Source organism: Anaerobacillus sp. 63XJN7_4_ISO-PGPR-S23-413 (genome assembly GCF_056173725.1).
Window position 1 is genome coordinate 2,238,104 of record NZ_CM149688.1, and the last position, 23,067, is coordinate 2,261,170.

Consider the following 23,067-nt stretch of genomic DNA (forward strand, 5'->3'; position numbering starts at 1 on the left):
TATTTAACAATCTCGGAGCGATAGTGTATTAACCAAATAGATTAAGTAATTGTCTAATTTAAGTATTGAGTAGGAATACGAAGAGATAATGTAGATTTGGATTATGAAAAGGAATAGGATGAGATAGAAAATGGAATTCAAATACTACCTTAATGAAACTGGCTGGGCAACTTGTGTTGTGGAATTAAATTCACAAAAACTGGAGTTCTCAGCTAGTTATCTTACTGACTGTTTAGGTGATTTAGTAGAATCATTATTTTGTTTAAATCCATTACGAAGCGCCAAAGGTGAAAGAGTGTCTTTTGAATGGGAAGGTGAACCAGAAGGGATTCTTTGGACTCTTGAATTAAAAGAGAGCAACATCCTATTCATAGAGGCAACCTATTATGAGGACTTGGAAAACAAAGATATCGGTAACAAAGTAATACAAACGGAGTATTCCTATGATGATTTTTTAAAGGTAGTGTTAATTGAATTTGATTCTTTAATCAAGAGACACGGGATTATTGGATACAGGGAACAATGGGTTACTGCTGATTTCCCATTGCGTACTTTCTTGGAATTAAAGCATTATCTCTTTAAAAAGGAGAATTATCCAATATCAGAGGTTAAGGGAGAGATAATGGGAGAAACGACGGAAGAGGTTAGAAGTTCACTAAAATATGACCTGGAATTATTGATGGAAAGTATCCAGTAATATTGAAACTAAAACAACTAATAATGTAAATTTGATATTCCACAATCTCGGAGCGTTTGCTGAAGAATATCAAGCAGCTAATTCTTATATTGAGTAGTCATTAGGGAAAGCTAATCAAAAAAAGAGAGGTATACATATGAAAAAAACTCTATTGATTACATCCCTTCTGGCTTCAGTAGTTCTTTTTCCTAAAGAATCAAATGCTATCTCAATGCCTTGCAGTATGGTGTTAGCCCCAATCGATGAAGGTCTTACTAATGCAAGAGGAAGTGCACTAATTTATAAAGTTCAATTGATTCCACCAAGCTTTTCCAGAACTAATATCAGTATCTTAAGTGTTCATCTACCTGAACCCTCTACATACGGCGAATATGATATTTATGAGGGATTTGCTTTTATACCTGGTGAAATAAGCTGGAGGTTCAGACTTTATCCTACTCCAGAAGAAGATAGTCCTACCTGGTCGGGAAGGTTTGACTTGATCACCGCGAAATTAAACAATGCTAAAGTTCAAGTGAGAGCTTCCAATTCTAAAACTGGAAAGTTGGGACCAGTGGTTCTGAATAATGATATTCTAAGCTGTAAATAGCTTACTCCATAATTTCGGAGCAATTCTGTAATATCATAACAGCGCAAACGTTGAAGAACAATCTTCATTTATCGGGCGTAATTCCGCACTAAGGAATTACGTCTTTTCTTTCAAGTTAAGGTTGAGTAAGTGGATGAGTTTTGAAATAATTGGAATTAAGCAATAGATCAGTTTAGTAAAATAACTAATTTACGATATGAGATGTTATTCCAACTATAATATGTTAATGTATAAATGTCTGAAAATTTCAACACTCAATTAGATGACAATCTCAGTGTAGGAGGTAGATATTATGAAAATGAAAAATTATATCGACGTTAAAAACATTAAGGGGAAAACGTCAAATTAAAAAAACGTTTCCCCAAATTTGAGAGGGGAAAATTATTTGAACCAAATATTGTTAATCATTGATGCCCAACAGGAGTTAATTGAAGGGAATCAAGAAGAAAGTGCTGTTTACAAAAAGGAACAACTTATCACAAATATCAATGCAGTGATTGAAAAAGCAAAAAATTCTAATGTACCTATTGTCTTTGTAAGGGACTTGGATGTTGCAGAAGGAATAGGTAAAGGTTTTCAAGTTCATGAAAAAATTAATGTACCTATAAATGCAAATTTCTTTGAAAAAACTGCAACGAATTCTTTCCATGGTACAGGACTTTTAAATCACTTAAAATCTCAAGAGGTTGGACATGTTGTTGTAATGGGATGTGCAACCCAACATTGCATAGATAGTGCAGTCCGAACTGCAACTATTAATGGAATGGATGTCACCTTAGTTGGAGATGGACATTCAACAACAGACGGTGATGTTTTAAGTGCAGAACAAATTATAAATCATCATAACGAAACTCTTCATGGACATTACAATGTTGAAAATTTTTCCATTGTAAGAAATACAGAAGAAGAGTTATTCTATCCAACACATAATTCATATAGGTAATAATTGAGTAGTAAAACAATATCCCAATTTCTTAGTTCTATTTAAGAAATTGGGATTTAAAATGTTAACGTATGTGAACTATTACACTTAAAGTAAAGGGGGCTTATCTGTAATAAGATAAGCTTCTTTTAGTATGAAAGAAAAGATTGAGTTGTTTGCACTAATTTGAAATAATTGGTATTACATATGTGTTGGTGATTGCTAAATAGAATCTTGAATTTCCATTTAAAGCATTAAATTTTTGAAAGGGAAGATAACTTATTTAGGAGGAGTGAAAATGACGAATAGAATAGTTGTTGCACTAATAGGTAGTTTTCTTATTTTTGCGGTTGGTTTGTTTAGATTATTTACTGAAACGCTATCCTCAACACCTTTGTTCATTACCTATGTATTTATTATTACAGGGTCAATTGGTGTTGTTGTTAATGGGGTAAGATTAGGGAAAAGCCATAATACCTAATTATCACAGGATTATAATATCTCGGAATTAAGTTTTCCGGAATCTCGGAGCTTTAATTGAATAAGGCAATATAGAATGAGAAGACCGATTGCTTAATCGGTCTTTGAATTATTTCGTTTATTGCATATTTTTTTTTCAACAGTGAGACGCTGAACAGGCGTTTTCTACCCCTATTCCACATGAGTATTTGCATACGTTTTAACACGCCAATTCGCAGGAGTATGTTAGCCAACAGACTGTTGAGAATTAGCGTGCGAATTTCGTTGTGATTTAGTATGTTAAATAACAATAAACCCTTTAATAACAACAAAAACAAGAGGTCCAATTCATATGCGAATTGGACCTCCATTTTTATTTCTTTTTTATTGTTTGTACTCCAAAACCGAACCCGTTAGGAGTAAACACCAACTTTTTTTAATGTCGTTTTTAAGTACTACTCTTCATCTAAAGGATAACTTTCTCTAAGTGAATTAAAAGTAGTTAAATATATAGATAATCCAATTATAATTGTAACGATTGAGAATATAATATTAGTCGTTATTTTTGCTCTTTTCTTAGCAATAGTCTTTATTTTACTTTCTTTATGTTTTGCTGAAGCAGCTACTTCAGTCTCTGCAAGTTTTATTGATTTTTTAATTCTCCAATTTCCTTTTCTTTTGATTCTTCTACTTCGTTTACCCTTTGTTGTTCTCTTCCTCTTTCAGCATATAATATATCAGCAATTGTTCCTGTTGAAATAATATCTTCATCACCAAGTGTAAGATCCATAAGTAATTCTCTTGCAGATTGTGAATATCGCAAAAACACAATTGATTCACTGCTTATCTGATGATTGTTTTCATAAATATTTAGGGTTTCAATATACCGCCTCCATAAATGTTCAGGAGGTTGTGTAGCAGCAAAAGTTTCAGCAATAAGTCTTTTTCGAGGTAAATCGGGTGCTTCAGACGGATCTTTTAGCCACATTAAATTCGTAAGATTTGAATTTTTGAGTTTATCATAATTAGGAACCAGTTTATGGTTTTGTTTTAAAATAATGCGCTGCGGTAATAACTTTCTTTTAAGTATTGTATTCACAACACTGATGGGTAAGTGTATTTTAAAATATTTTGATATATTATCCTTTAACTCATTAGCAGAGATTATCTCTACTCCTGAGCGCAATAATGCTTCTTTTACAAAAGGAACGAAATGGTCAAATCGATCAACGTTTTTACCTTCGTTTACATTCATAATCGCATATGATATTAACTCAGTCTCTTTCATATTTTCCTCCATATGTAATGGTCTGCAACTTCATCACCTTAATATAATACTACAAAATTACCATTTACCCTCTAATTTTAAGCAAATTCTCCATAATTAAACACACTCAAACGAATGTAAATGTTAAAATAGCAATTAAATACAATAAATTGGAAAAATAAATTTTGAATTGAGGAATAATATGCATATATCTAACGTGACAATATTGAATTATAGAAATTTCAAAGAATTTAATGTGAATTTAAATGAAGGTTTATCTATTATCATTGGTGAAAATAACGTAGGAAAATCAAATTTCTTAGAAGCAATAAGTTTAATATTTAACAATAATTATTCTTTAAGAAAAAGGATTCTGCAACAAGATGACTTTTGGGATGGTCTAATTATTAAAGATCAGTGGCCAGAAATATGTATAGAGGTTAGATTACAAGGAATCAAATCAGAAGACGAGCTAGCAATTACAAGTAGATGGTTAACTAGAGAACCTGGTGAAGCAAAACTTACATATAAATTTAGACCAAAAGCTAATATTTCAGTTTCACCTCCTACTGAATCTATTCCTGTAAATAAAATTCGTCTCCCATTACACGAATATGAGTGGATATTGTACGGTGGTGAACGTGAAACTTTGGATCAATTTGATTTTAATATGCTTTCAAAGTTTGGAATTGAGTATGTAGGAGCACTTAGAGATGCAACTGCAGAAATGAAAAAATCATCTGGACAGTTACAAAGTATACTAAAAAATTACGACTTACAAGATATAGAACTCCAAAAAGTTGCAGACAAAATTGATGCCTTAAATGATCAAATACTTCAAGGCAAAGAGATTAATAAAGTACAAAGTGATATAAATAATTTCTTGAACAGTATAACCGGGGCTTCGAGACAGGAAGTAAGAATTAATATGAGTGAAAGTAATTATGACTCATTAATAAAAAACCTAAAATTATTAATTGGATCAGGAGAAAGAAGTGCCCATTCTGTTGATACGAATGGGCTAGGATATAATAATTTACTTTATATAAGTTTATTACTAACTCAGTTTACAGCAATAAAGGCAAAACGCTTTGAGAATAATGATTATGTATATCCTATTTTAATTGTAGAGGAACCTGAAGCACACCTGCATAGTAATTTACAAAAATATCTAGCTAATTATTTCTTCGATCAAAAAGTAGCAGGACAAGTTATCATGACTTCTCACTCTTCTCATGTAAGTTCTCATGCTAATTTGGACAGTTTAATTATATTTTATAGGAGATTAAACAATAACTTTTCAACAAGGATTGGAAACGTTTTCGATACTACTAAGCAAGAGCAGCTTAATTATAAAAAGTATTTAGAAAGATGGCTAGATGCCACCAAATCGGATATATTCTTCGGGAGCAAAGTGTTATTAGTTGAGGGAATTGCTGAACGGTTATTAATACCAAGGTTTTTTTCTATGCTATACAAGGAAGCAATAAATGAAAATGGGGCTGAGATTAAAAAGGAAAGAACATTAGAAGGTGAAGGAATATCTATTATTTCCGTTGATGGTGTAGCATTCAGACCATTTTTGCAGTTATTTGGATCAAATGGGTTAAATCTGAAATGTGCTGTCTTAACTGATAGTGACCCTGAATCTGAACCTATAAAAGATGAGAATGGCAACAATATTGTTGGAACTGATAACAAGGTTATTAAGGAAGCTGTCTATCCTATTAAACCAAACGTTTATGCAAACTGTTCCCGAACTGATGGGTTAATAAATGACTATCATTCTAACCAAAATATAAAAATCTCAAATAACCTCAAGACCTTTGAATATGATTTGATTTTGGAAGATAATGTTTCATTTTTCAAAGAATTAATAAATGATTATAGTATTGGCACCAGAGAAAACCGTGAAAATATTGCTCCGTTAAAGGGACATGAATTTGCTAAAGAAGCATATAAAATTATTTCTAAAGAAAAAGGACAATTTTCTCAGTTCGTACTAGATGAGCTGAATAAAGGAAAAATAATTAACATACCTAGCTATATAAAAGAAGTATTTAATTATCTAATGGAGGAGGTCGAGCAAAATGATCGATAATGACGATTTTCGTAATAGGATAGCATGTTCTCCTCTTACTGATTCAATAGCTGTACAAGCAGGCCCTGGTAGTGGAAAAACTAGATTATTAATTAATCGATTACAATATATCATAGAGAACCGTACTGAATCATTTACTAGCATAGCATGTATTACCTATACAAATGCTGCTAAAGATGAAATCATAATGCGATTAGAAGACCAAGGTGTTCAATTACCTCCGGAATTATTTATAGGAACAATCCATTCACTTTTATTAGAATATATTATAAAGCCATATTCACACCTTGCAAGAAAAAATAAAGAACCATTTAAACTTGCCTCAATTGGTTTTTCAAGAGGATATAAGCGTGAAATTAGTCAAATTTTAAATTCTGAAGTTCACTTTATTAATGAGAGTACTTTGAAAGCTTTTGAAAGTTTAGGACGTGATGTAGAAGGGGAACCCACCTGTTTCGGAAATAAAATAACTGTTGAAGCTGCAGCCAAGTGGAAGAAGCTAATTATAGACAAAGGATATATTGATCAGCAAGACGTTATATTTTTATCTTATCTCATCTTAAAAAATAAAAAACATATTCGAGAGGCATTTAGTTCTCGTTTTCCATATTTCCTTATAGATGAATTTCAAGATATTACATTTTATCAAGATGAAATCTTTAAGTTACTAGAACATTCTTCTTTCTTTTGTGTGGGTGATTTTAACCAATCAATTTTTAGCTTCAATGGTTCTAAACCAGAGTTATTTCTATCCAAGTGGAAAAATGAAAAATTTAAATGTTACACCCTAAGTAACAATTTTAGAAGCACGTCCAATATTGTGAAATTCTCTAATAACAAAACAAATATTGTTCAAAAAGAATCCAGAGTTAACTCACTAACTCCTGAAAAAGTGATAATCATTAAAGGAATAACGGAACCTGCTAAGGTAATCCAACTTTTCCATCAAATACGTGAAAATATTGTAAGTGAAGAACATCACAAACCCTATATGATCTTAGCTAGACAAAATGATTATGTAAAGCATTTAAGTAATTTGCTACAGGAGAGAGAAGTAATATCAGATCCATTTCTTGACAAGCTAAGAAAAGAGCATTATCGTCGTTATACTATTTTACTTAATTTTTTACTCGCCATTTCTTACAAAAGAAAAAATGAATTCGACAAAGCCATAGAAAGAATTTCTGAGGCTTTTAGTTATTTGTTTTTTAATGAACATCCCAATTTTATTTCATTGAAGGAGATTAAATATGATAGCTTCATGTGGAAAAAACTGCAGATTTTCACTCTTCAGTTTATAGATAGTCTAATACTAAAAGACACTACAGTTAAATCATTTTTCACTCTAATAAAGGAATTTTTGGGAGAACAATCAAAAAATCTGTATGGTATATCTATTGGTAGAAAAATACAAATGCTGAATTATAATTGGAAGAACCAGATTAACACATCGAAAAAAACTTTTTTATCCGATCTTATAGAGCAAATAGACATTCTAACGCACTCTACTATGAATGATGAAGCTATTTTAAATATACATAATGCAAAAGGAAAAGAAGCTGAATCTGTATTAGTAATGGCTGAATCAGAATCCCAACTTGCTAATTGGCTTGCAGAAAATGACAAAGACGAAGAAGCACGTGTTGGTTATGTTGCTTTTACTAGAGCTATGAAATTATTATGCATTTGGGCACCAGCTATGCAAGAAGTTAAAAATGAAAATATAGAGCCTTTTGTACAAATTATAGAGAATATAGATGCTTATCAATCGAGCATGCCAATAACCTAATATCATATTTGGAAATAGGACACTTAACTTTGAAAAGTATGTGTCCTTTTCTATACAAACCAAGGTATAAAGTCAGAAAATTCGGGTAAATTGTTATTGGAGGTGATTATATGTATACACCAATAAAGCAAAGTAAAGTAAGTCACTTCGGTAGTAATTTTTGGGATGCTTACAGTTATAAATTGGACAGAGATGTTTTCTTTTATAGTGAATTAGAGTATCATCAGTGGATTTTAGTGGAATGTAACATGAACGTTAAATCATTTTGTGAGCAGCCCAAGAAGATCAAAGGTTTTATAGAACAGGAGTATAAAGAGTCCATATTTGACATGTGGATTCAATGGGAAAATGGTTTTGAAGAATTTGTAGAGGTCAAATATTCCAATGAGTTAAAAAATATCCATATAAAAGGCACTAGAGTTTTCAACCAAATCCAATTACAACAAAATTGGTGCAGAGAAAATAATTTCAATTATAGGATTGCTACAGAAGAACACATACGAGTTTATCCATTATTGCAAAATTATAAATCCATACTACCTTTTGCAAAAATGATAGGGAAGCCACTAAGCATTATTGATCACAGAGTACTTAAGATATTACATGAAAAAGATCATACTATAGAGAGTTTATCGTACGAACTTAAATCAATAAAAAAACCAGAATTATATCAAAGTATATTCACTTTATATTTTAATAATAAACTTTTTTTAGATTTAGAAACAAGAATTTTTGATAAGAAGACAAGGCTGTGGCTAATATGATTATAAACGGTGAAGTGATTGATACTGAAAGTTGGCCAACTGTTCATAAGGAAAATTTAACAGACATAAAGAAAAGAATTTTTATTAATCGAAAGAACGCGATCGATGCATTGATTGAAGGTAAATTAACAATTGATGAAATTGAAGAGCAATATAAAATACATCGTTCAAACTTATATAGGTTATTACGAAGATGTTTAGAAACAAATAATAAAGGTATCCCCTGGGGTTATATAGCATTGATACCATATCTAAGAATTGAAAGTTTTACAAGAAGAGAAACCATAAATGGTTTTAGTAGTGATTCTAACGAATCAAAAAAGAAAACAGGTGCATTTAAAAGACTTCTTACTTTGTATCCAGAGTTAGATTCCGTAATCAAGGACCTGGTGTTTAAAAAAAAGAAAAACAATCCGCAGAGTAACATTTATAGGCCAAAGGATATCCATAGAAAATTCATTGAAAAGTGCAAAGAAGTTGGATTATCACCTGAAAAAGGGGATTATCCATTTAACACTAAAAGTATGGCCGGGTCCTCTGTTTATAGGTACGTTAAAAGTTTAATTGAAAATAACCCTGAAAAATCGGTGAAAAATTTTGGGAACTCATCTCAAATGTTGTTGAATAGCACTGGTAAAGGTGATCAAATGAATCATGTTATAAGACCATTTGAAAGAGTAGAATTTGACGGCCATAAAATAGATGTGTCCCTTGCGGTGAAATACACGACTCTTGAAGGAGACGAAGTAGTTGACACAATCCATAGAATTTGGCTTCTAGCAATAATTGATTGTGCTACTAGAGTAACCCTAGGCTATCACATATGTTTAAATAGAGAATATTCATCAATTGATGTCTTATATTGTATCAAAAACTCAATCTTACCTCATAAGGCTCCTGAAATAACTATTCCAGGTTTAAATGTCCCTTCTCAAGCCTATCACTCACAAGCCATAACAGAAACTCAATTTGCCGTTTGGGATGAAATGTCCTTAGATAATGCAAAAGCCAACCTAGCTAAAATAGTTAAAGAAAAATGCAAAAAAATATTCAACGCAAGCGTTAATTCTGGGCCTGTTGCAACTCCTACTAGAAGACCATTCATTGAAAAGTTCTTTGATCTTTTAGAGTCACATATTCATCGTCTCACAAATACAACAGGTAGCAATTGTACAGATGCTAGAAAACAGAACCCAGAAGAGAAAGCTATAAAATATGAGATTACTCCGGATGAAATTGAGCAATTAATTGAAGTTTTAATCGCAGATAGAAACATAACCCCATTAAAAAGTTTAAATAACTTAACTCCATTAGAGACCATGGCACAGAGAATTAACCGTTTTTCCCCATATAGGACCCTAAAAGAGGAATATAGGGATGGAAATGAGTTCTTGGAAATCATTGAACAAAGAGTGATCAGAGGCAACTTGCAACTTGGTCGGCGACCATACGTTCATTATGAAGGAGTAGTTTATAGAAGCGATATATTAGCTGAGAGTTTCCAACTTGTTAGCACCAAAATCACCTTAATAGTTAACATTGAAGACTTAAGGTATTTGAAAGCATTTTTACCAGATGGGAGTGAACTAGGGTTATTGAAAGCAAATGGAAAATGGGGTGTCAGAAAACATTCTCTAAAACTAAGAAAAACCATAAATGGTTTAGTCTTTAGAGGTGAATTAAAATTCCTAAACAATGAAGATCCAATTGAAATATACCATAATTATCTTAAAAACAAAGCTCCAAAGAAAAAAGCAAATAGAAATAAAATAGCTCAACTTCAAAAAGAGATTGAAAAAGAAACGAAATCGAGTATTGAATCAAAAACTCAGGATAGTAACCAAATTGAAAAAGTAAACAATGTCTTACCAATTACAAATAAGTCTTTAAAGTCCAAATCGAAAAGAGAGCGCTATTCTTTTAATTCTTAAATTCGGAGGGTGTAAAATGGAGGTAAGAAGCACTGACCCAATAAGACGGCCAAGTGTACCAGTAGGTGGTCATCCAGTTGAAACAGGTGACTACATTATTGACACTATAGCAATAAATAATATATCTGAATCAATGTTAAATTGGATTCATTTAAGGACTACCGGTGCAATTATCTATGGTGCTCCCAGATTAGGCAAAACTCGAGCGATAAAGTATCTAATGAATGTTTTTGAGTACCAATATAGTAATCAGTGGTTAAATATTAAAGTCCTTGCAAGGAAAAGAAAAACATCAAGTGAAGACCATTTCTTCGAGTATTTCTTAAAAGATGTTGGTCATGTATATTTTTCGCAAGGCAAAGCAAGTGCTAAAAGACATAGACTTATTAATTTTCTATTAGATAAAGGTAGGCAAACTTCTAGAAATCAAATTGTATTATTTATAGACGATGCCCAAAGACTTACAACCATAGAATATGAATGGCTAATGGATATTTATAACGAATTAGAAAATTATGGAGTGACTTTAACAACGATGTTATTTGGACAAACAGAACTTTCTCAAAGAAGAAACATTTATCTTAAAACTGATAAGCAAATTGTAGGAAGGTTCATGATTCATGAAAGTAGGTTTTATGGTTTAAAAAAGCAAGAAGAACTTGCCTATTTACTTGCGTCTTATGATGAAGTGACAGAGTACCCAGAAGGTAGTAGTTGGAGTTATACTCGTTTCTTCTTTCCAGAAGGATTCATAAAAGGATTTAGATTAGAAAAAGAAACGCCAAACATTTGGGAATGTCTTAATGAACTCCGTGCTGAATATGGGGTGAATAAAAAAATAGAATTACCGATGCATTATGTGGTTTCAATTATTAACTATGTATTATTGAAGTTTGGATCTAACGAAGAATCTTTAGAATGGCCGACTAAAGCAATATGGAAAGAAGCAATTTTTATCTCAGGGTATTTGAATGCTGAGGTGCTTCAATCATCGGAAAAAAACCATTAACATACCCAAACTCAACTATAATAACTCCTCAAACTCTAACTTGGAAAGTAGAATGGATCAAAAGTTTTGAGTCTCCTTGGAGTATCTTAAAAAAATTCAGCTATATAAACTCGCTAACATTTAGAGAAATGTTCAATATATACGGAATCAATGAAGTTAGAAAACGAAAGGGTAAGTTAGGTGACATTTATAAGTCAATTTACAGTTTATCCGGTTTCGAGGAACAGTCTATATTTGCAGCTATTAATTACAATTTACACAAAGAAAACAACCTCTTGCTCCGGAAACTTTTATATCCTTTTTCAACCAAGAAAAATGATATCGATTTAAGACATATGGATAGAAATTTAAGATATTGCCCAATATGCATTACTAATAAGTTTCATTCAACCTTCCATCAGTTTATCTTTTTAAATGACTGTCCTTTTCACAAAACTAAAATAATGACTGTTTGTCCAAGTTGTAATCAATCCTATCGATACCTTTTTGAGGATAAAAGTTTTAACTACAAATACCAATGTAAATGCGGTTTTCATTTTTCTAAAGACAATCATTTAGTCGAGACAAATTTCGAACCTTACTTAACAGATACCACCCTCAAAAAGTGGATAACCGTTCATTCAAATGAAAAAAAGGAGTCATTTAAGGCCTTGATTTTCGATGAACAATTTTTATCACCAGATACCTATAACAAACCAACACAACAATGTTATCATATGAATTTTTTATCAAAGGCTATAAATAAAGAAAAACCTTATGTGAAAATAAGTAAGAATCATACTAATCTAGATCTAAAAATTGTAAGTAATCGCATGAAAGATGACTCCGATATCGAATCAATAGCTAACTATATTAAATGTTTTTCTGAAGAAGACATAAAAGCATTGTACTCAATGGGCAATAAGATTTTCTCAAGCATAGCTAGACATTTACGAAATAATCAATTAAAGCAGCATATAGGTTGTATTAAAGAATTAACACGGTTTAAGGGGAAACTTACCAATAATGAAATTTGTCCATACTCATTAGCTTATGTAATTTGGAGGTCAAGGCTTCAGAGGTTTAAAGACTTTACAGACGTAGACAACTACGGCCAATATCCTCTATACAGAGCCCATTACTTAGATTACGGCTTTCCAATAAGAAGAAATTATTACTTTCGAGATTGGATAGATTTCCTAAAGACGACAGGTGAAATTCTGCCAAGACACTACTCAACAACTAAATCTACTAGCATTTGGTTATTCCAACATTTAATTAGTGAAATGATCTTAGCTGAATTTCGCCTTTGCTTAGAATATGCATTCAACAACAGCTCCTATAAAATTGATAGTATTTATCCTTTTAAATACATGCCTTTACTAATGATAATAAAATCAAAAGATGGAATTTATAAATATAAAGAAAATAAAAAATCATTAGAAAAACTAACAAACATGTTAAATCAAATCGATAGTGGTCATTTAAAGAATGTGAAACGGAATGATTTGCAAAAGAAATCGTACAAAAAATCTGAATAATTTTATTTTCAGTTATGTAAAATAACTCTGTTGATATTAGTATGTTAGGAACAATTCGATCCTCCAGTTTGCACTTTCCGAATTTAAAATAATGAAATACGTCTCATCGACTTAAAATAAATGTTTAAATAAAGTATTTAAGATACCTGCTATATTAAAATTGTAAATAGGTACTACAGCCGTCTAAAAGTCTGGATATAAGAATCATTGCCATGGCAATCAAATACCTCTCCACTATTTAATTTGGTTAATTCTCCTCTACCTGATCAGACATCGGAATAATGATATGACTGTAAGGAAAATGATTGTTGATGATTAGCTGTTCTCGACGGATTCCACCTATGATAAACTTAAATTATCATAATTTCCCAAGTGATGAGGCTTTGTTTGTTCAGCAAATGGGCAGTAAGATTGAAGCCTGAGTTTCGAGATATCAATATGTGACAGTTCTTCTGCGACTAGCGAAATAAAAATAGTACTTACGTTTGAAAAAGTGAAGGGAGGTAGTTTTGAGAACGAAAATAATTTTTGAATTAGTTATGAAGATGATAAACTCGTGGCACCAGGTTACAAGAAGGCTGATTGAAAGACATTGCTTATGAGCATTCAGGAACTAGAATATAGTGAATATCGTCCCTATTGAGATAGATTAATTACAGGTAAAAATAAGGAGAATACACGATTAGATATATATGATGAGGACGTAACTTTAGAAGTTACGTCTCCTTTCTGGAATAGATTAAGTAAATATAAGTGTTTTGAAATAATTGTTAGTAATATCGAAAGTAACATTATGAAGTGGGGATATAATGAATTTAGAAACTCTATTAACTACGGTGATAACTTCCACAGCTGCACTGGTTGCTATCATCGGAGGTTTTTTGGTTAGTCGAGTAATTTCGATTTCTAGTGAACAGAGTAGTGTGAAAAGAAAGCTACGAGAAATAAGTAATGACATACGTACAAAAGAGACAATGAGCAAAAAACTAAATGAATACTTATTTGAGGACGATTTAAAGGATTTTGCAGAGGATCATGGAATTATTAGAGGGTTGTTTGCTGGGAAAAGCCTTGAACAAATTATTAAAGAAGAAGAGTTCAATTTACTAAGCATTGAAGAATTAAGGCCCTACTTTATACAATTGCAGGAAATCCTAGTGGAGATACGTGAAAATGGAGAAGCTACACTGGAGGATTTAAAGGAAAAAAAGGAATTGAAGTATCCATATAGAGAGTCTTGGTATAAACGGATTTATGAAGAAATTGAAGAATTTCTCGAAGAACAAAGCACTATTCAACCAACTCTGATGCCTAATTTGCCTAATATGAATTTCGGACCACCACCTAGAATTAATTCAGAATACAATGAAAAAAAGAAAGAGCTTGACCAAATAGAAGTGGAAGTGACCATTCTACGTACCCAAAAAGAAGAACAGGAAAGGATTCTAAAGGAATTTGGTAATCCAAAATATGTTATGAGTGGTCTAGTTGTTCTTGCTTATGCTTCTGCAGTAGGAATGATTTATCCAAGTACTTTGCTCCCTTATCCTGATAATACTTATGATGATGCTCTGACTAGATGGTGGATACTTAGTTTGTTTTTCAGTCATATCATTGCAATTTTTACATATCTATTTGTAGCAATGAAAAGATTAGGAAGTATAGAAGAGGATTAAAAAAATAGAAAATGGAAAGAGGACCAGCAAAAGAATTATAGTGAAATTGAAGCTTAGGAGGTTGAAATCAAATCTTCAAGAAAATCGGTGCTTATCTGTAATAGGATAAGCCTCTTTTATATGTGAAATAAAGATTGAGTTATGCCTACAGTTTTGAAATAATTGGTATTGCAGGCTTGAGCAGTTAGACGCAAAAAGAGATTTTTAAATTACCCACACAAAGGCAATGATTTTTGCATGTGTGAGGCTAAAAAAAGTAATTTGTACTGCTCTTATATAGATTATGCTTCTATAATTAGAGAGAACTCAATTTAGATAGGAGATGTGAAAATTGAAGATAAGTAGAAACGACATTTGTACATGTGGAAGTGGTAAAAAATATAAGAAGTGTTGTTTGAATTGGCGTAAAAACTGGGCGATAGGTATTGATAATTATGAGTGCGATCAGCAAGTTAAAGATATTTTTAGAGGCGCTTATGATTTCATAGCTGAGCATGATTACCAAGGGGGTTGTCATTTAGTTTCTGCAATAGTGTATATCCTACTAACTGAGAAAGGTTATAATCCAATAGTAAGGCTTGGTGAAGTTCAAGCTGATGACTATGTTTTTGATCATTCATGGATTGAGTTAGATGGTGAGATTATAGATATAGCGATTATGAACACACTACAAGATGGATTTAAATTTCCACCTGTGCTCTATGGCAAGTCAGTAGCGACAGGACAGCAAGTCGAACATCAATATGGAGTATCATTAAATATAGATGCTACTGCTCAGTTAGTTCTTAGTAAATCTATAGGTCAATATATTATGGAGGGTGTAACACATGGCTCACTTGAGATAATGAAACTGATTGCGCAACACTCAGGTATCGTACTTGATAATACTGATGATATTGTTAGAAAATATTTTACCACCTACAGATTGAAATCTGTTGCCCAATCAGTTTAAACAGGGTCTAATGTTCAAGAGAGTAGTTGCATTGAAATATTTTGATGGCATTTCAGCTTTAGAAATAGTAAAGCAATATACTGCATGATTGAACAGTTAAATCAAAGAATATAGAAGCAATTTAAGAAATTAAATATTATAGAACTCCGAGTTGTAGTTTGTGAAAGGGAGATTTTTTGTTAGCTAATTATGGTATAACACTTGAATTACTAGATATTAATGATGATAGCATTATCTTAAAATTAACTAAGAATACATTCTTTAAGGTATTGAATGGAGCAATAAATTATAATTGGGATTCTCAATCTGGGGAACTATTTTTGGAAATAAATGTATATGGGGAAAATGAAGATGAAGCAGAGCATAAGATTGCTGATATCATCAACTTCTTATCTTTCTTATATGGATATGATTTATTAGCTACCAATACTCTAAAAGATATTTATGAATTTCCTAAACCTATAGAGATAGAACATGTTACAAATTCAAATAAGAACTTTCAGAAGTTAAAAGTTGTTGAAGCCGTAATTAATGATCTTAAGAAAGAGGATCAGAAGAAAGTTATCAGTTCTATAAAGTACTTTGCTCGGGGTTTAAGATTAACAGATTTAGAATTATATGAAGAAGCATATTTAACATTCTACAAAGGAATAGAACTGATTGTAAATCATATATATACCAAAGTTTATGCTCATCAGTTTGAACAAGAAATAGAAAATATTATGAATATCTTTTTAACTAATACTTTTAATGAATCTTATCAGGGGAAAAATAATGATTTAGAAATTTATAAATCCATTCATAAGTCTTTTTTAGGAGCAGTTACAGCTAGAAGGAAATTAATTAAGATTATTTCTCATCTAAATATTTCTGAACTGGAGACAGTAGCCGGGGAAGTAGTACAAAAAAGAAATAAAATTGCAAGCCCACGCTAATACAAAAAAGAATATATTAGATATCAATGATGTAGTGCAGTGTGGGCACTTGGCAAGCAGAATCATATCAGGATACTTGCTAGGAAAAAACTATAACAAAGCTTTTCTTAATGGTGAAAAGAAATAAATGAGATATACCATCCCACTAAATAAAGCCAATTTACTACCAACACAATAAAGTAATAATGAGTAGATCCTTTTTATAAACGATCTACTCATTTTCGTTTATCCATACAAATTAAGTGTATGAATATTAAGAAATCAATCCCGATTCAAGATTATTGAATCGCATCCATTGTTTTGTTAAACCGTAGTGATTGTTAAATCCATTTAGAAAGAAGTAACTTGTGGTTATCAAGTTAACAGTAATAATTGTAAATTAAATGTTTGAGGCTGAGTATTCTATTATGAGTATGTTGAAATGTGTAATTCAGAATCAACAATAATATTTGATTTTGATTATGGTGGGCATTAGATAATAGGCAACCGATTAGAGAAGAAGTTACGAGTTTTGCAAAGATGTTTTTTTTATGATCGAGACGTTGTAATACCAAAGTAATGGCTAAAAGGATGGTTTTTAAAAAGATTTGTTCTATATGTCGACAACGAGCAGTCACATCAATGTTACAGCTGAACACGCTATTCAAATTGACAGTGCATACCAGGTAATAAATGCATTTAAAGTTATGGCAAATCTGAATATTTTGACTTATTTTTTCATTATTGAATACAAAAGAGATTTATTGTCCTTACTGTTAATAAAAAGTGAGGACTATAATAGATGCACACATGGGATAAAAGCTGGGTCAGCCCTTATGAATCGACCATCAGTATAATTGAAAAATACAAATACCTAAATCAAATTTCATATTCAGAAGTTATTCAAAACAATTATTTGCAGCATGAAAATGAACTAGATACATGGGAAAGTGTTTTGGAGATGCCTTTAGACCAAATTAAAAACGATGAAGTTCAAAACATCTCATATTTATCAGCAGAGGGATGGAAATCATTCATAATCCGTAGTGTTAGATATTGTCCTAGGTGTATTGAAATGGGGTTACACAGCTATTTACACCAGTTTTCGTTAATTGAAGAATGTCCTTTTCATAAATTGAAATTGTATAGCAAATGTCCAAGGTGCAATAGAGAAATTAACTATTTTAAGTATTCAACTAAAAATAATTCTATTTTCAACTGTGCTTGTAAATTTCAACATGTTGATAAGTTACAGTTTCTAGAAAATGCTTTTAACCCTGAGCAGATACCGTTTTCTAGTGAATTATTACAATGGTTGAATTCTCCCATTAGAAAAAGTGGAATGGTGGAATTAATTGAGGTTCGTGGAAGCGTTCCATTAACAATTTTTAATGTAATTGAAAATCAAGATAATGGTAATAAGAATTTTTCTATTTCTGAGCATAAGTTAAAGTATTGCAACAAAAATAAATGTAATTATGATATAGATTTTCACTCCTTATATATGGACTCATTATCAATTTATAAGTCATTAAAAAGACATTTTAGATATAGGTTGGGAAGAAAATGTACATCGTATTTAAAAGAAATAGCAAGAGGCTCAATTACTGAACAGTTTTCATTAAATGTAGAAACTGAAACATATTATCTATGGAATATGTTTGTAAATTATACAAAAGATTATAGATGCTTTGAAAATGGTATTAAAATAAAACCAACAATATGGGGTGAACCAAAACTAGGATCATCTCGTTATGATATGATCTTTACAAAGTTAAACCGAGAATTCGAAAAATTTAATATTGATAAGTGTCAAACTAGGCAATTACTATTAGATGTTTATACAAGGGTACTGGCGTTTGATTATAATCGAATTAGGAAAACTCTAGAGGATTCTAGTGTATACTTAGATATTTATAATCCTAACTGGGACTTATTAAATAATCAGCTTTTTCAAGGAATGGTAATAGACCTACAGCAAGATAAACTGTATTTAATAGAGCAAAATTCCAATTTTTAATAATAACTTAGCGATACAGGAGTTTTGAATTTTAGTAATAGCTGTGAAAGCGTGAAATTTTATGATAAGTGTAATAAAATGATTATACAAAATCTGCTTAAAATATTGTGTAGATTTTAAAAGTGAATTTGAGAGAAAAACACCCGAATATTGGAACCAATATTCGGGTGTTAACGTTACTTCATAATGATTATGCAAAAAAGAGAGGAGTACAGGAGTTTATACTTTTGTGCAATTTTAGTTTATACTTTTGTGCAACTCGTCATACACAAAAGTTCATTTGTACTCCTTTGCTGAATTTTTATTTTAGTTTACATATTATATATTATAGGAAGTCGATATAAAATAGTGAATTCCGTCTCATTCGTTAAGTAAACTTAAGATAGTGAGACGGAATTGAAATTTTATCCGATTTTTAAAATACGCGCTAGATCATCATTTAAATCATAGCTATTAATTAAATAAGAATGAAATTCCTTATTCTCATTATCGTTTCTAGAAATAATAACAGTATCTTCATCTAAGTTGATTCTAAGTTCTTTTCCAGTTTTTAAATAAATAATGAAATCAGCATCTTTAACTTGAACACGATGATTCGGTAACTGTGTTAAATCATTGTTATCTAGTTTATTAACCCAGCTAACTAATGTTGATTCATCCTCATTTGACGTGATAACTTCACTTTCTTGCTGATCGCTTCTATGTACCTGTATTTCATAGATGTTCTGTTCATCGATCTTTTGATGCAAGCTGCTTTCAAGACTTGTGGCACTTGCAGTATGCGCATATTTATCATTCTTGTAGTCTATATAAACTTCAGCTGTTTTTAGATATCCAAATGCGAGAACAGAGAAAAGTAGGATGGTTAGAAGTCCTTTTGTTGCTTTTTTCATACAAATCACCCGCTTTCCTTTTCCAGCTAATGCTGTGGTTAAATGCCTAAACACTTCACCTCTTTCATCATAACAAATTTTTATTATATTTCATTCAATTATGGGAGTTTTTTTATAATTTTCTTAGCGTTTTAATAGTACTTTTGTTTTATTTTCGTAATCATCTTATCCTATTAAAGGGGTGAAACATTGGATAGCGAATTAGTGCATAGTACATCTATTCTTGTTAAATCGGTATAGCACTTCTATTCATCTACTTATGAAGGAGATTATTCCATGCCATTTTTTATTGCAGTCCTCCCTCCTCACCAAATTATCGAGAGAATTCATTCCTTTCGAAAGAAATGGGATTATCATGAACCTTCGCCACCCCATATCACCGTAAAAGCTCAAAGTGGTTTAACAGCAACCGATGATTGGGTTGAAAAAATTGAGCGTATTTGTCGGAACTTTTCCGCTTTTGAATTGAAGCTAGGTGCCCCAGCTACATTCGGCTCTAATGTCTTGTTTAGTAGCGTCTTATCTAAAGAGATTATCTCACTCCACTTACTTCTAGTTGATGCTATTAAACCTTCACTTCAAGAACAAAAAATGTATTATGAAGTAACTGATTTTATTCCTCATTTAACGATTACTCAGCAACATGAACCAATAGATCCCATTCAAATCAATAAGATAAAACGAGATGCAGAACAAACACTAGACGAATTCGAGCCCTTTTTGGTTCAATCCATTCATATTTTTTCAATGAATGCCTCCAAAACTTATACACCTGTTCTTGAACTTCCTTTACGTCCAGTAAACAAACTGTATTAAGGTTAGCCGATCCCTCTAAATCAAAAAACGCCCGTGATGTTCCAGGGCGTTTTTTGAATCATTATTTTGATTTCAAGGCTTTCTCCAAACGTTCTAAGCCTTCTTGCAATACTGAACGTGGACAGGCAATATTAATGCGCTCAAAGCCTTTTCCACCTTCCCCAAATATATAACCTTCATCAAGAGCCAACTTAGCTTCTTCCTGAACGAATTGTTCAAGTTCTTCATGTGTCATCGACAGGTTACTGAAATCCAACCATACAAGGTAAGTACCCTCTGGTTCAATCACTTCTATTTCTGGTAGACGCTCATTAATAAATTGAGTAAGATACGACAGGTTACCTTGTAAGTACTCCATCAACTCTTCAAGCCATTTCTCGCCATGAGTGTATGCCGCTTCTACAGCAATAATACCAAATGGACTTGGTGCAAACAGACCCAATTTCCCCATATAGGCGTTAAATTGCTCCCGCTTCTTCTCATCTGGAATAATGATCGTCGATAGCTGCATGCCTGCAAGATTAAATGTTTTGCTTGGTGCGATACACGTAATCGTATTTGCTTCGATTTCCTCTGAAAGAGTTGATAGAAGCGTGTGCTCATACCCTTTGAAAATAAGATCAAAATGAATATCGTCTGAAACGACTAGCACATCGTTCGCTAAACAAAGCTCAGCAAGCTTTCTAAGCTCATCTTTCTTCCACACTCTTCCTACAGGATTATGTGGATTACATAGTAGTAACATGGTCACTTCAGGATCTTTAAGCTTTGTTTCGAGGTCATCAAAGTCCATCGCATACTTGCCATTTTCTTGGATGAGAGGATTATCAACGACTTCCCGCTCGCTTTTCTCAACCATATCACGAAACGGATAGTAAACAGGCGATTGAATAACCACTTTCTCCCCCTTGTTCGTATACGTGTTAACAGCAGCGGATAGCGCTGGAACAACTCCTGGCGTGAAAACGATCCAATCCTGTTCAATCGACCAATTATGACGTCGACTAAGCCAGCTTTGCACCGCTCCCTTTGTGCCTTCTGTCGGCATAGAGTAACCAAATATCCCATGCTGAATTCGCTTTGTAAGAGCATCAATTACTGCCTGTGGAGCGCGAAAATCCATATCGGCTACCCACATTGGCAGCAAGTTTTCCTTTTCAAATATGGTATCGGTGTGATCCCACTTTACTGAATGTGTATCAAATCGGTTAATTCGTTCATCAAATACGCTCATAGTGTGCCTCCATTTGTTCAATAGTCCATCTTTAACTTTATCAAAACTTATCCGATCTGTCAGAGACGGCGCTTCTCTCTATCTTCTCGTACATTTAATTTAATAAGACAGTATCCTAGGTTGATGGTAGAATGAATATACTTATAGCTTATATCCATTTCAATAAGGTATACCTGAGATACTATGTTTAAAGCGAGGGTTAATTCATTATGAATACATTACACCATGCCTTTTGGAGCTATTTTTTCTTTCGGAAAAAAAGTAGGCGTACCGTTAAGTATCTTGTTATAGGTGGCATTGCACCTGATATCATTTATTATGTGATGTTTTTATACTTATTAGCTGAACGAAGTATCGAGAAAATCATCAATCCAGAAATAGAACTTTCCCTCCATTATTTTATCCACGGCTTATTTGAACATCCTGTCGTTGATGTATTGCGGAAACTTGGTCATTCTATTGTGATCTGGTTCATTGCCTTTATTCTTCTCATGATCATTCATCGAGGTTTTAAGCTAACCGCTCTGTCTGGGTTTATATGGGGATGGTTTTTACATGTTTTCGTGGACTTTTTAACACATGTGAGTGATGCTGTGCCGATCTTCTATCCTATTAACAATACTGTAATCCCTGGAGTTGTTTCTTATTGGAATCGTGATTACTATGGTACTGAGTTTGGTATTACCCATGGTATTGTTCTCGTATCAACGATCATCTATCTTATCCTGGAACGGCGTCGTACAAAGAAAATGTTAAATGAAGCTCGAAGTAAAGAATTTCAATCATAATAAAAAAGGAGCATGCGTCGGTTAACGCCCTGCTCCTTTTATTATTTCGAATTCTCGTCAAGCGCCGGATCCTTTTTGGTTACTCGATTCCGAATGAGGATTGGAATAACCGAAAGTAAAATAAAAACGCCTACCGCAATGGCAATAATCTTTGGATCACCTGAGACTAGGCTACTACCTAAAAAGTTGTATGCAAATGTCCCTGGAATGATACCAATAAGCGTACCAAAAAAGAATGATGCAAAACGAATTTTAGATAGTCCTGCTGAATAACTAATTAAGTCAAAGTTAAAAAGAGGAACGAACCGAAAGAATAACACATAAAAGAATCCGTTCTTCTCAAGCTGTTCTTGTAATTTACGTCCTTTTCCTTGCCAATCTTTATTTGCGATCGATTTACCTAGCTTTCTTGCTACAATAAATGATAACACCGCTCCTCCTGTTGCCCCAATCACTGTATAAAAGGTTCCAAACAAAGAGCCAAATGCTAGCCCCCCTGCAATGGATAAGACAGAGGCTGGGAAAAAAATAAGAGGACGAATGGTGTAAATCACCATATAAACAATCGGCGCAAGTATGCCAAACGATAATATCCAATCTCTGATCTCTTCTACTTTAAAATCAAGGTACAAACGGCTGAACCAAATTAATAAACCAACAACAATGACTATTGCAAACCACTTAAACCATACCTTTGGATGCTTCATCTCCCCATCCTCTCTCAAC

General features: G+C 32.4%; 20 protein-coding genes. 16 read left to right on the plus strand and 4 right to left on the minus strand.

The genetic code is table 11. The features are described 5' to 3' along the window. Nucleotides 1-130: 130 nt before the first annotated feature. The 4 genes from AC0VYO_RS11905 to AC0VYO_RS11920 all read left to right on the plus strand — a co-directional run bounded on the left by AC0VYO_RS11905 (nt 131) and on the right by AC0VYO_RS11920 (nt 2,689). Nucleotides 131-697 carry a hypothetical protein gene (locus AC0VYO_RS11905; protein ID WP_283153682.1) on the plus strand — a complete coding sequence of 189 codons (567 nt, stop codon included), beginning with the start codon at nt 131-133 and terminating at the stop codon, nt 695-697. A 136-nt stretch (nt 698-833) separates the two neighbouring features. Next, entirely contained in the window at nt 834-1,286 is a 453-nt protein-coding gene (locus AC0VYO_RS11910; RefSeq protein ID WP_475367587.1) for a YoqH family protein, read from the plus strand. A gap of 385 nt (nt 1,287-1,671) precedes the next feature. Then, nucleotides 1,672-2,229 (plus strand): cysteine hydrolase family protein, encoded by a 558-nt coding sequence (locus AC0VYO_RS11915; protein ID WP_475367588.1) that lies wholly within the window; start codon nt 1,672-1,674, stop codon nt 2,227-2,229. Between the two features lie 277 nt (nt 2,230-2,506). Further along, entirely contained in the window at nt 2,507-2,689 is a 183-nt protein-coding gene (locus AC0VYO_RS11920; protein ID WP_273853259.1) for a hypothetical protein, read from the plus strand. A 621-nt stretch (nt 2,690-3,310) separates the two neighbouring features. Here the strand turns inward: AC0VYO_RS11920 and AC0VYO_RS11925 are convergent. Further along, complete coding sequence (locus AC0VYO_RS11925; RefSeq protein ID WP_475367589.1) at nt 3,311-3,955, minus strand: hypothetical protein; 645 nt, start codon at nt 3,953-3,955, stop codon at nt 3,311-3,313. Nucleotides 3,956-4,136: 181 nt separating this feature from the next. Here AC0VYO_RS11925 and AC0VYO_RS11930 point away from each other — a divergent pair, with 181 nt between their 5' ends. The 10 genes from AC0VYO_RS11930 to AC0VYO_RS11975 all read left to right on the plus strand — a co-directional run bounded on the left by AC0VYO_RS11930 (nt 4,137) and on the right by AC0VYO_RS11975 (nt 18,610). Then, complete coding sequence (locus tag AC0VYO_RS11930) at nt 4,137-6,035, plus strand: ATP-dependent nuclease (RefSeq protein WP_475367590.1); 1,899 nt, start codon at nt 4,137-4,139, stop codon at nt 6,033-6,035. After that, nucleotides 6,025-7,824, plus strand: a complete 1,800-nt coding sequence (locus AC0VYO_RS11935) for a UvrD-helicase domain-containing protein (RefSeq protein WP_475367591.1) — start codon at nt 6,025-6,027, stop codon at nt 7,822-7,824. Before AC0VYO_RS11930 ends, AC0VYO_RS11935 begins: the two co-directional genes overlap by 11 nt. A gap of 110 nt (nt 7,825-7,934) precedes the next feature. After that, entirely contained in the window at nt 7,935-8,588 is a 654-nt protein-coding gene (locus tag AC0VYO_RS11940) for a Tn7 transposase TnsA N-terminal domain-containing protein (protein ID WP_475367592.1), read from the plus strand. Further along, nucleotides 8,576-10,519 carry a hypothetical protein gene (locus AC0VYO_RS11945; protein WP_475367593.1) on the plus strand — a complete coding sequence of 648 codons (1,944 nt, stop codon included), beginning with the start codon at nt 8,576-8,578 and terminating at the stop codon, nt 10,517-10,519. Before AC0VYO_RS11940 ends, AC0VYO_RS11945 begins: the two co-directional genes overlap by 13 nt. A 16-nt stretch (nt 10,520-10,535) precedes the next feature. After that, nucleotides 10,536-11,528 (plus strand): AAA family ATPase, encoded by a 993-nt coding sequence (locus AC0VYO_RS11950; RefSeq protein ID WP_475367594.1) that lies wholly within the window; start codon nt 10,536-10,538, stop codon nt 11,526-11,528. A gap of 128 nt (nt 11,529-11,656) precedes the next feature. Beyond that, on the plus strand, nt 11,657-13,048 hold the full coding sequence (locus AC0VYO_RS11955; protein ID WP_475367595.1) for a hypothetical protein: 1,392 nt from the start codon (nt 11,657-11,659) through the stop codon (nt 13,046-13,048). Between the two features lie 809 nt (nt 13,049-13,857). Then, nucleotides 13,858-14,724, plus strand: a complete 867-nt coding sequence (locus tag AC0VYO_RS11960) for a hypothetical protein (RefSeq protein ID WP_475367596.1) — start codon at nt 13,858-13,860, stop codon at nt 14,722-14,724. A gap of 331 nt (nt 14,725-15,055) precedes the next feature. Continuing rightward, entirely contained in the window at nt 15,056-15,676 is a 621-nt protein-coding gene (locus AC0VYO_RS11965) for a YecA family protein (protein ID WP_475367597.1), read from the plus strand. A 176-nt stretch (nt 15,677-15,852) separates the two neighbouring features. Then, nucleotides 15,853-16,611, plus strand: coding sequence for a hypothetical protein (locus AC0VYO_RS11970; protein WP_475367598.1), 759 nt, complete (start codon nt 15,853-15,855; stop codon nt 16,609-16,611). Between the two features lie 781 nt (nt 16,612-17,392). Then, on the plus strand, nt 17,393-18,610 hold the full coding sequence (locus AC0VYO_RS11975) for a hypothetical protein (RefSeq protein ID WP_475367599.1): 1,218 nt from the start codon (nt 17,393-17,395) through the stop codon (nt 18,608-18,610). Between the two features lie 404 nt (nt 18,611-19,014). Here AC0VYO_RS11975 and AC0VYO_RS11980 read toward each other — a convergent pair whose 3' ends face one another. Continuing rightward, nucleotides 19,015-19,503, minus strand: coding sequence for a hypothetical protein (locus AC0VYO_RS11980; protein WP_283154184.1), 489 nt, complete (start codon nt 19,501-19,503; stop codon nt 19,015-19,017). Between the two features lie 276 nt (nt 19,504-19,779). On the opposite strand from AC0VYO_RS11980, the gene AC0VYO_RS11985 reads away from it, so the two are divergent. Further along, on the plus strand, nt 19,780-20,319 hold the full coding sequence (locus AC0VYO_RS11985) for a 2'-5' RNA ligase family protein (RefSeq protein ID WP_475367600.1): 540 nt from the start codon (nt 19,780-19,782) through the stop codon (nt 20,317-20,319). 61 nt (nt 20,320-20,380) lie between these two features. On the opposite strand, the gene AC0VYO_RS11990 is transcribed toward AC0VYO_RS11985, so the two are convergent. Beyond that, a complete protein-coding gene (locus AC0VYO_RS11990) occupies nt 20,381-21,553 on the minus strand; it encodes a MalY/PatB family protein (RefSeq protein WP_475367601.1) in 1,173 nt (390 codons plus the stop codon). Nucleotides 21,554-21,762: 209 nt separating this feature from the next. Here AC0VYO_RS11990 and AC0VYO_RS11995 point away from each other — a divergent pair, with 209 nt between their 5' ends. Then, nucleotides 21,763-22,341 carry a hypothetical protein gene (locus AC0VYO_RS11995; protein ID WP_475367602.1) on the plus strand — a complete coding sequence of 193 codons (579 nt, stop codon included), beginning with the start codon at nt 21,763-21,765 and terminating at the stop codon, nt 22,339-22,341. Between the two features lie 41 nt (nt 22,342-22,382). On the opposite strand, the gene AC0VYO_RS12000 is transcribed toward AC0VYO_RS11995, so the two are convergent. Continuing rightward, nucleotides 22,383-23,048, minus strand: a complete 666-nt coding sequence (locus AC0VYO_RS12000) for a TVP38/TMEM64 family protein (RefSeq protein ID WP_475367603.1) — start codon at nt 23,046-23,048, stop codon at nt 22,383-22,385. Between the last annotated feature and the right edge of the window lie 19 nt (nt 23,049-23,067).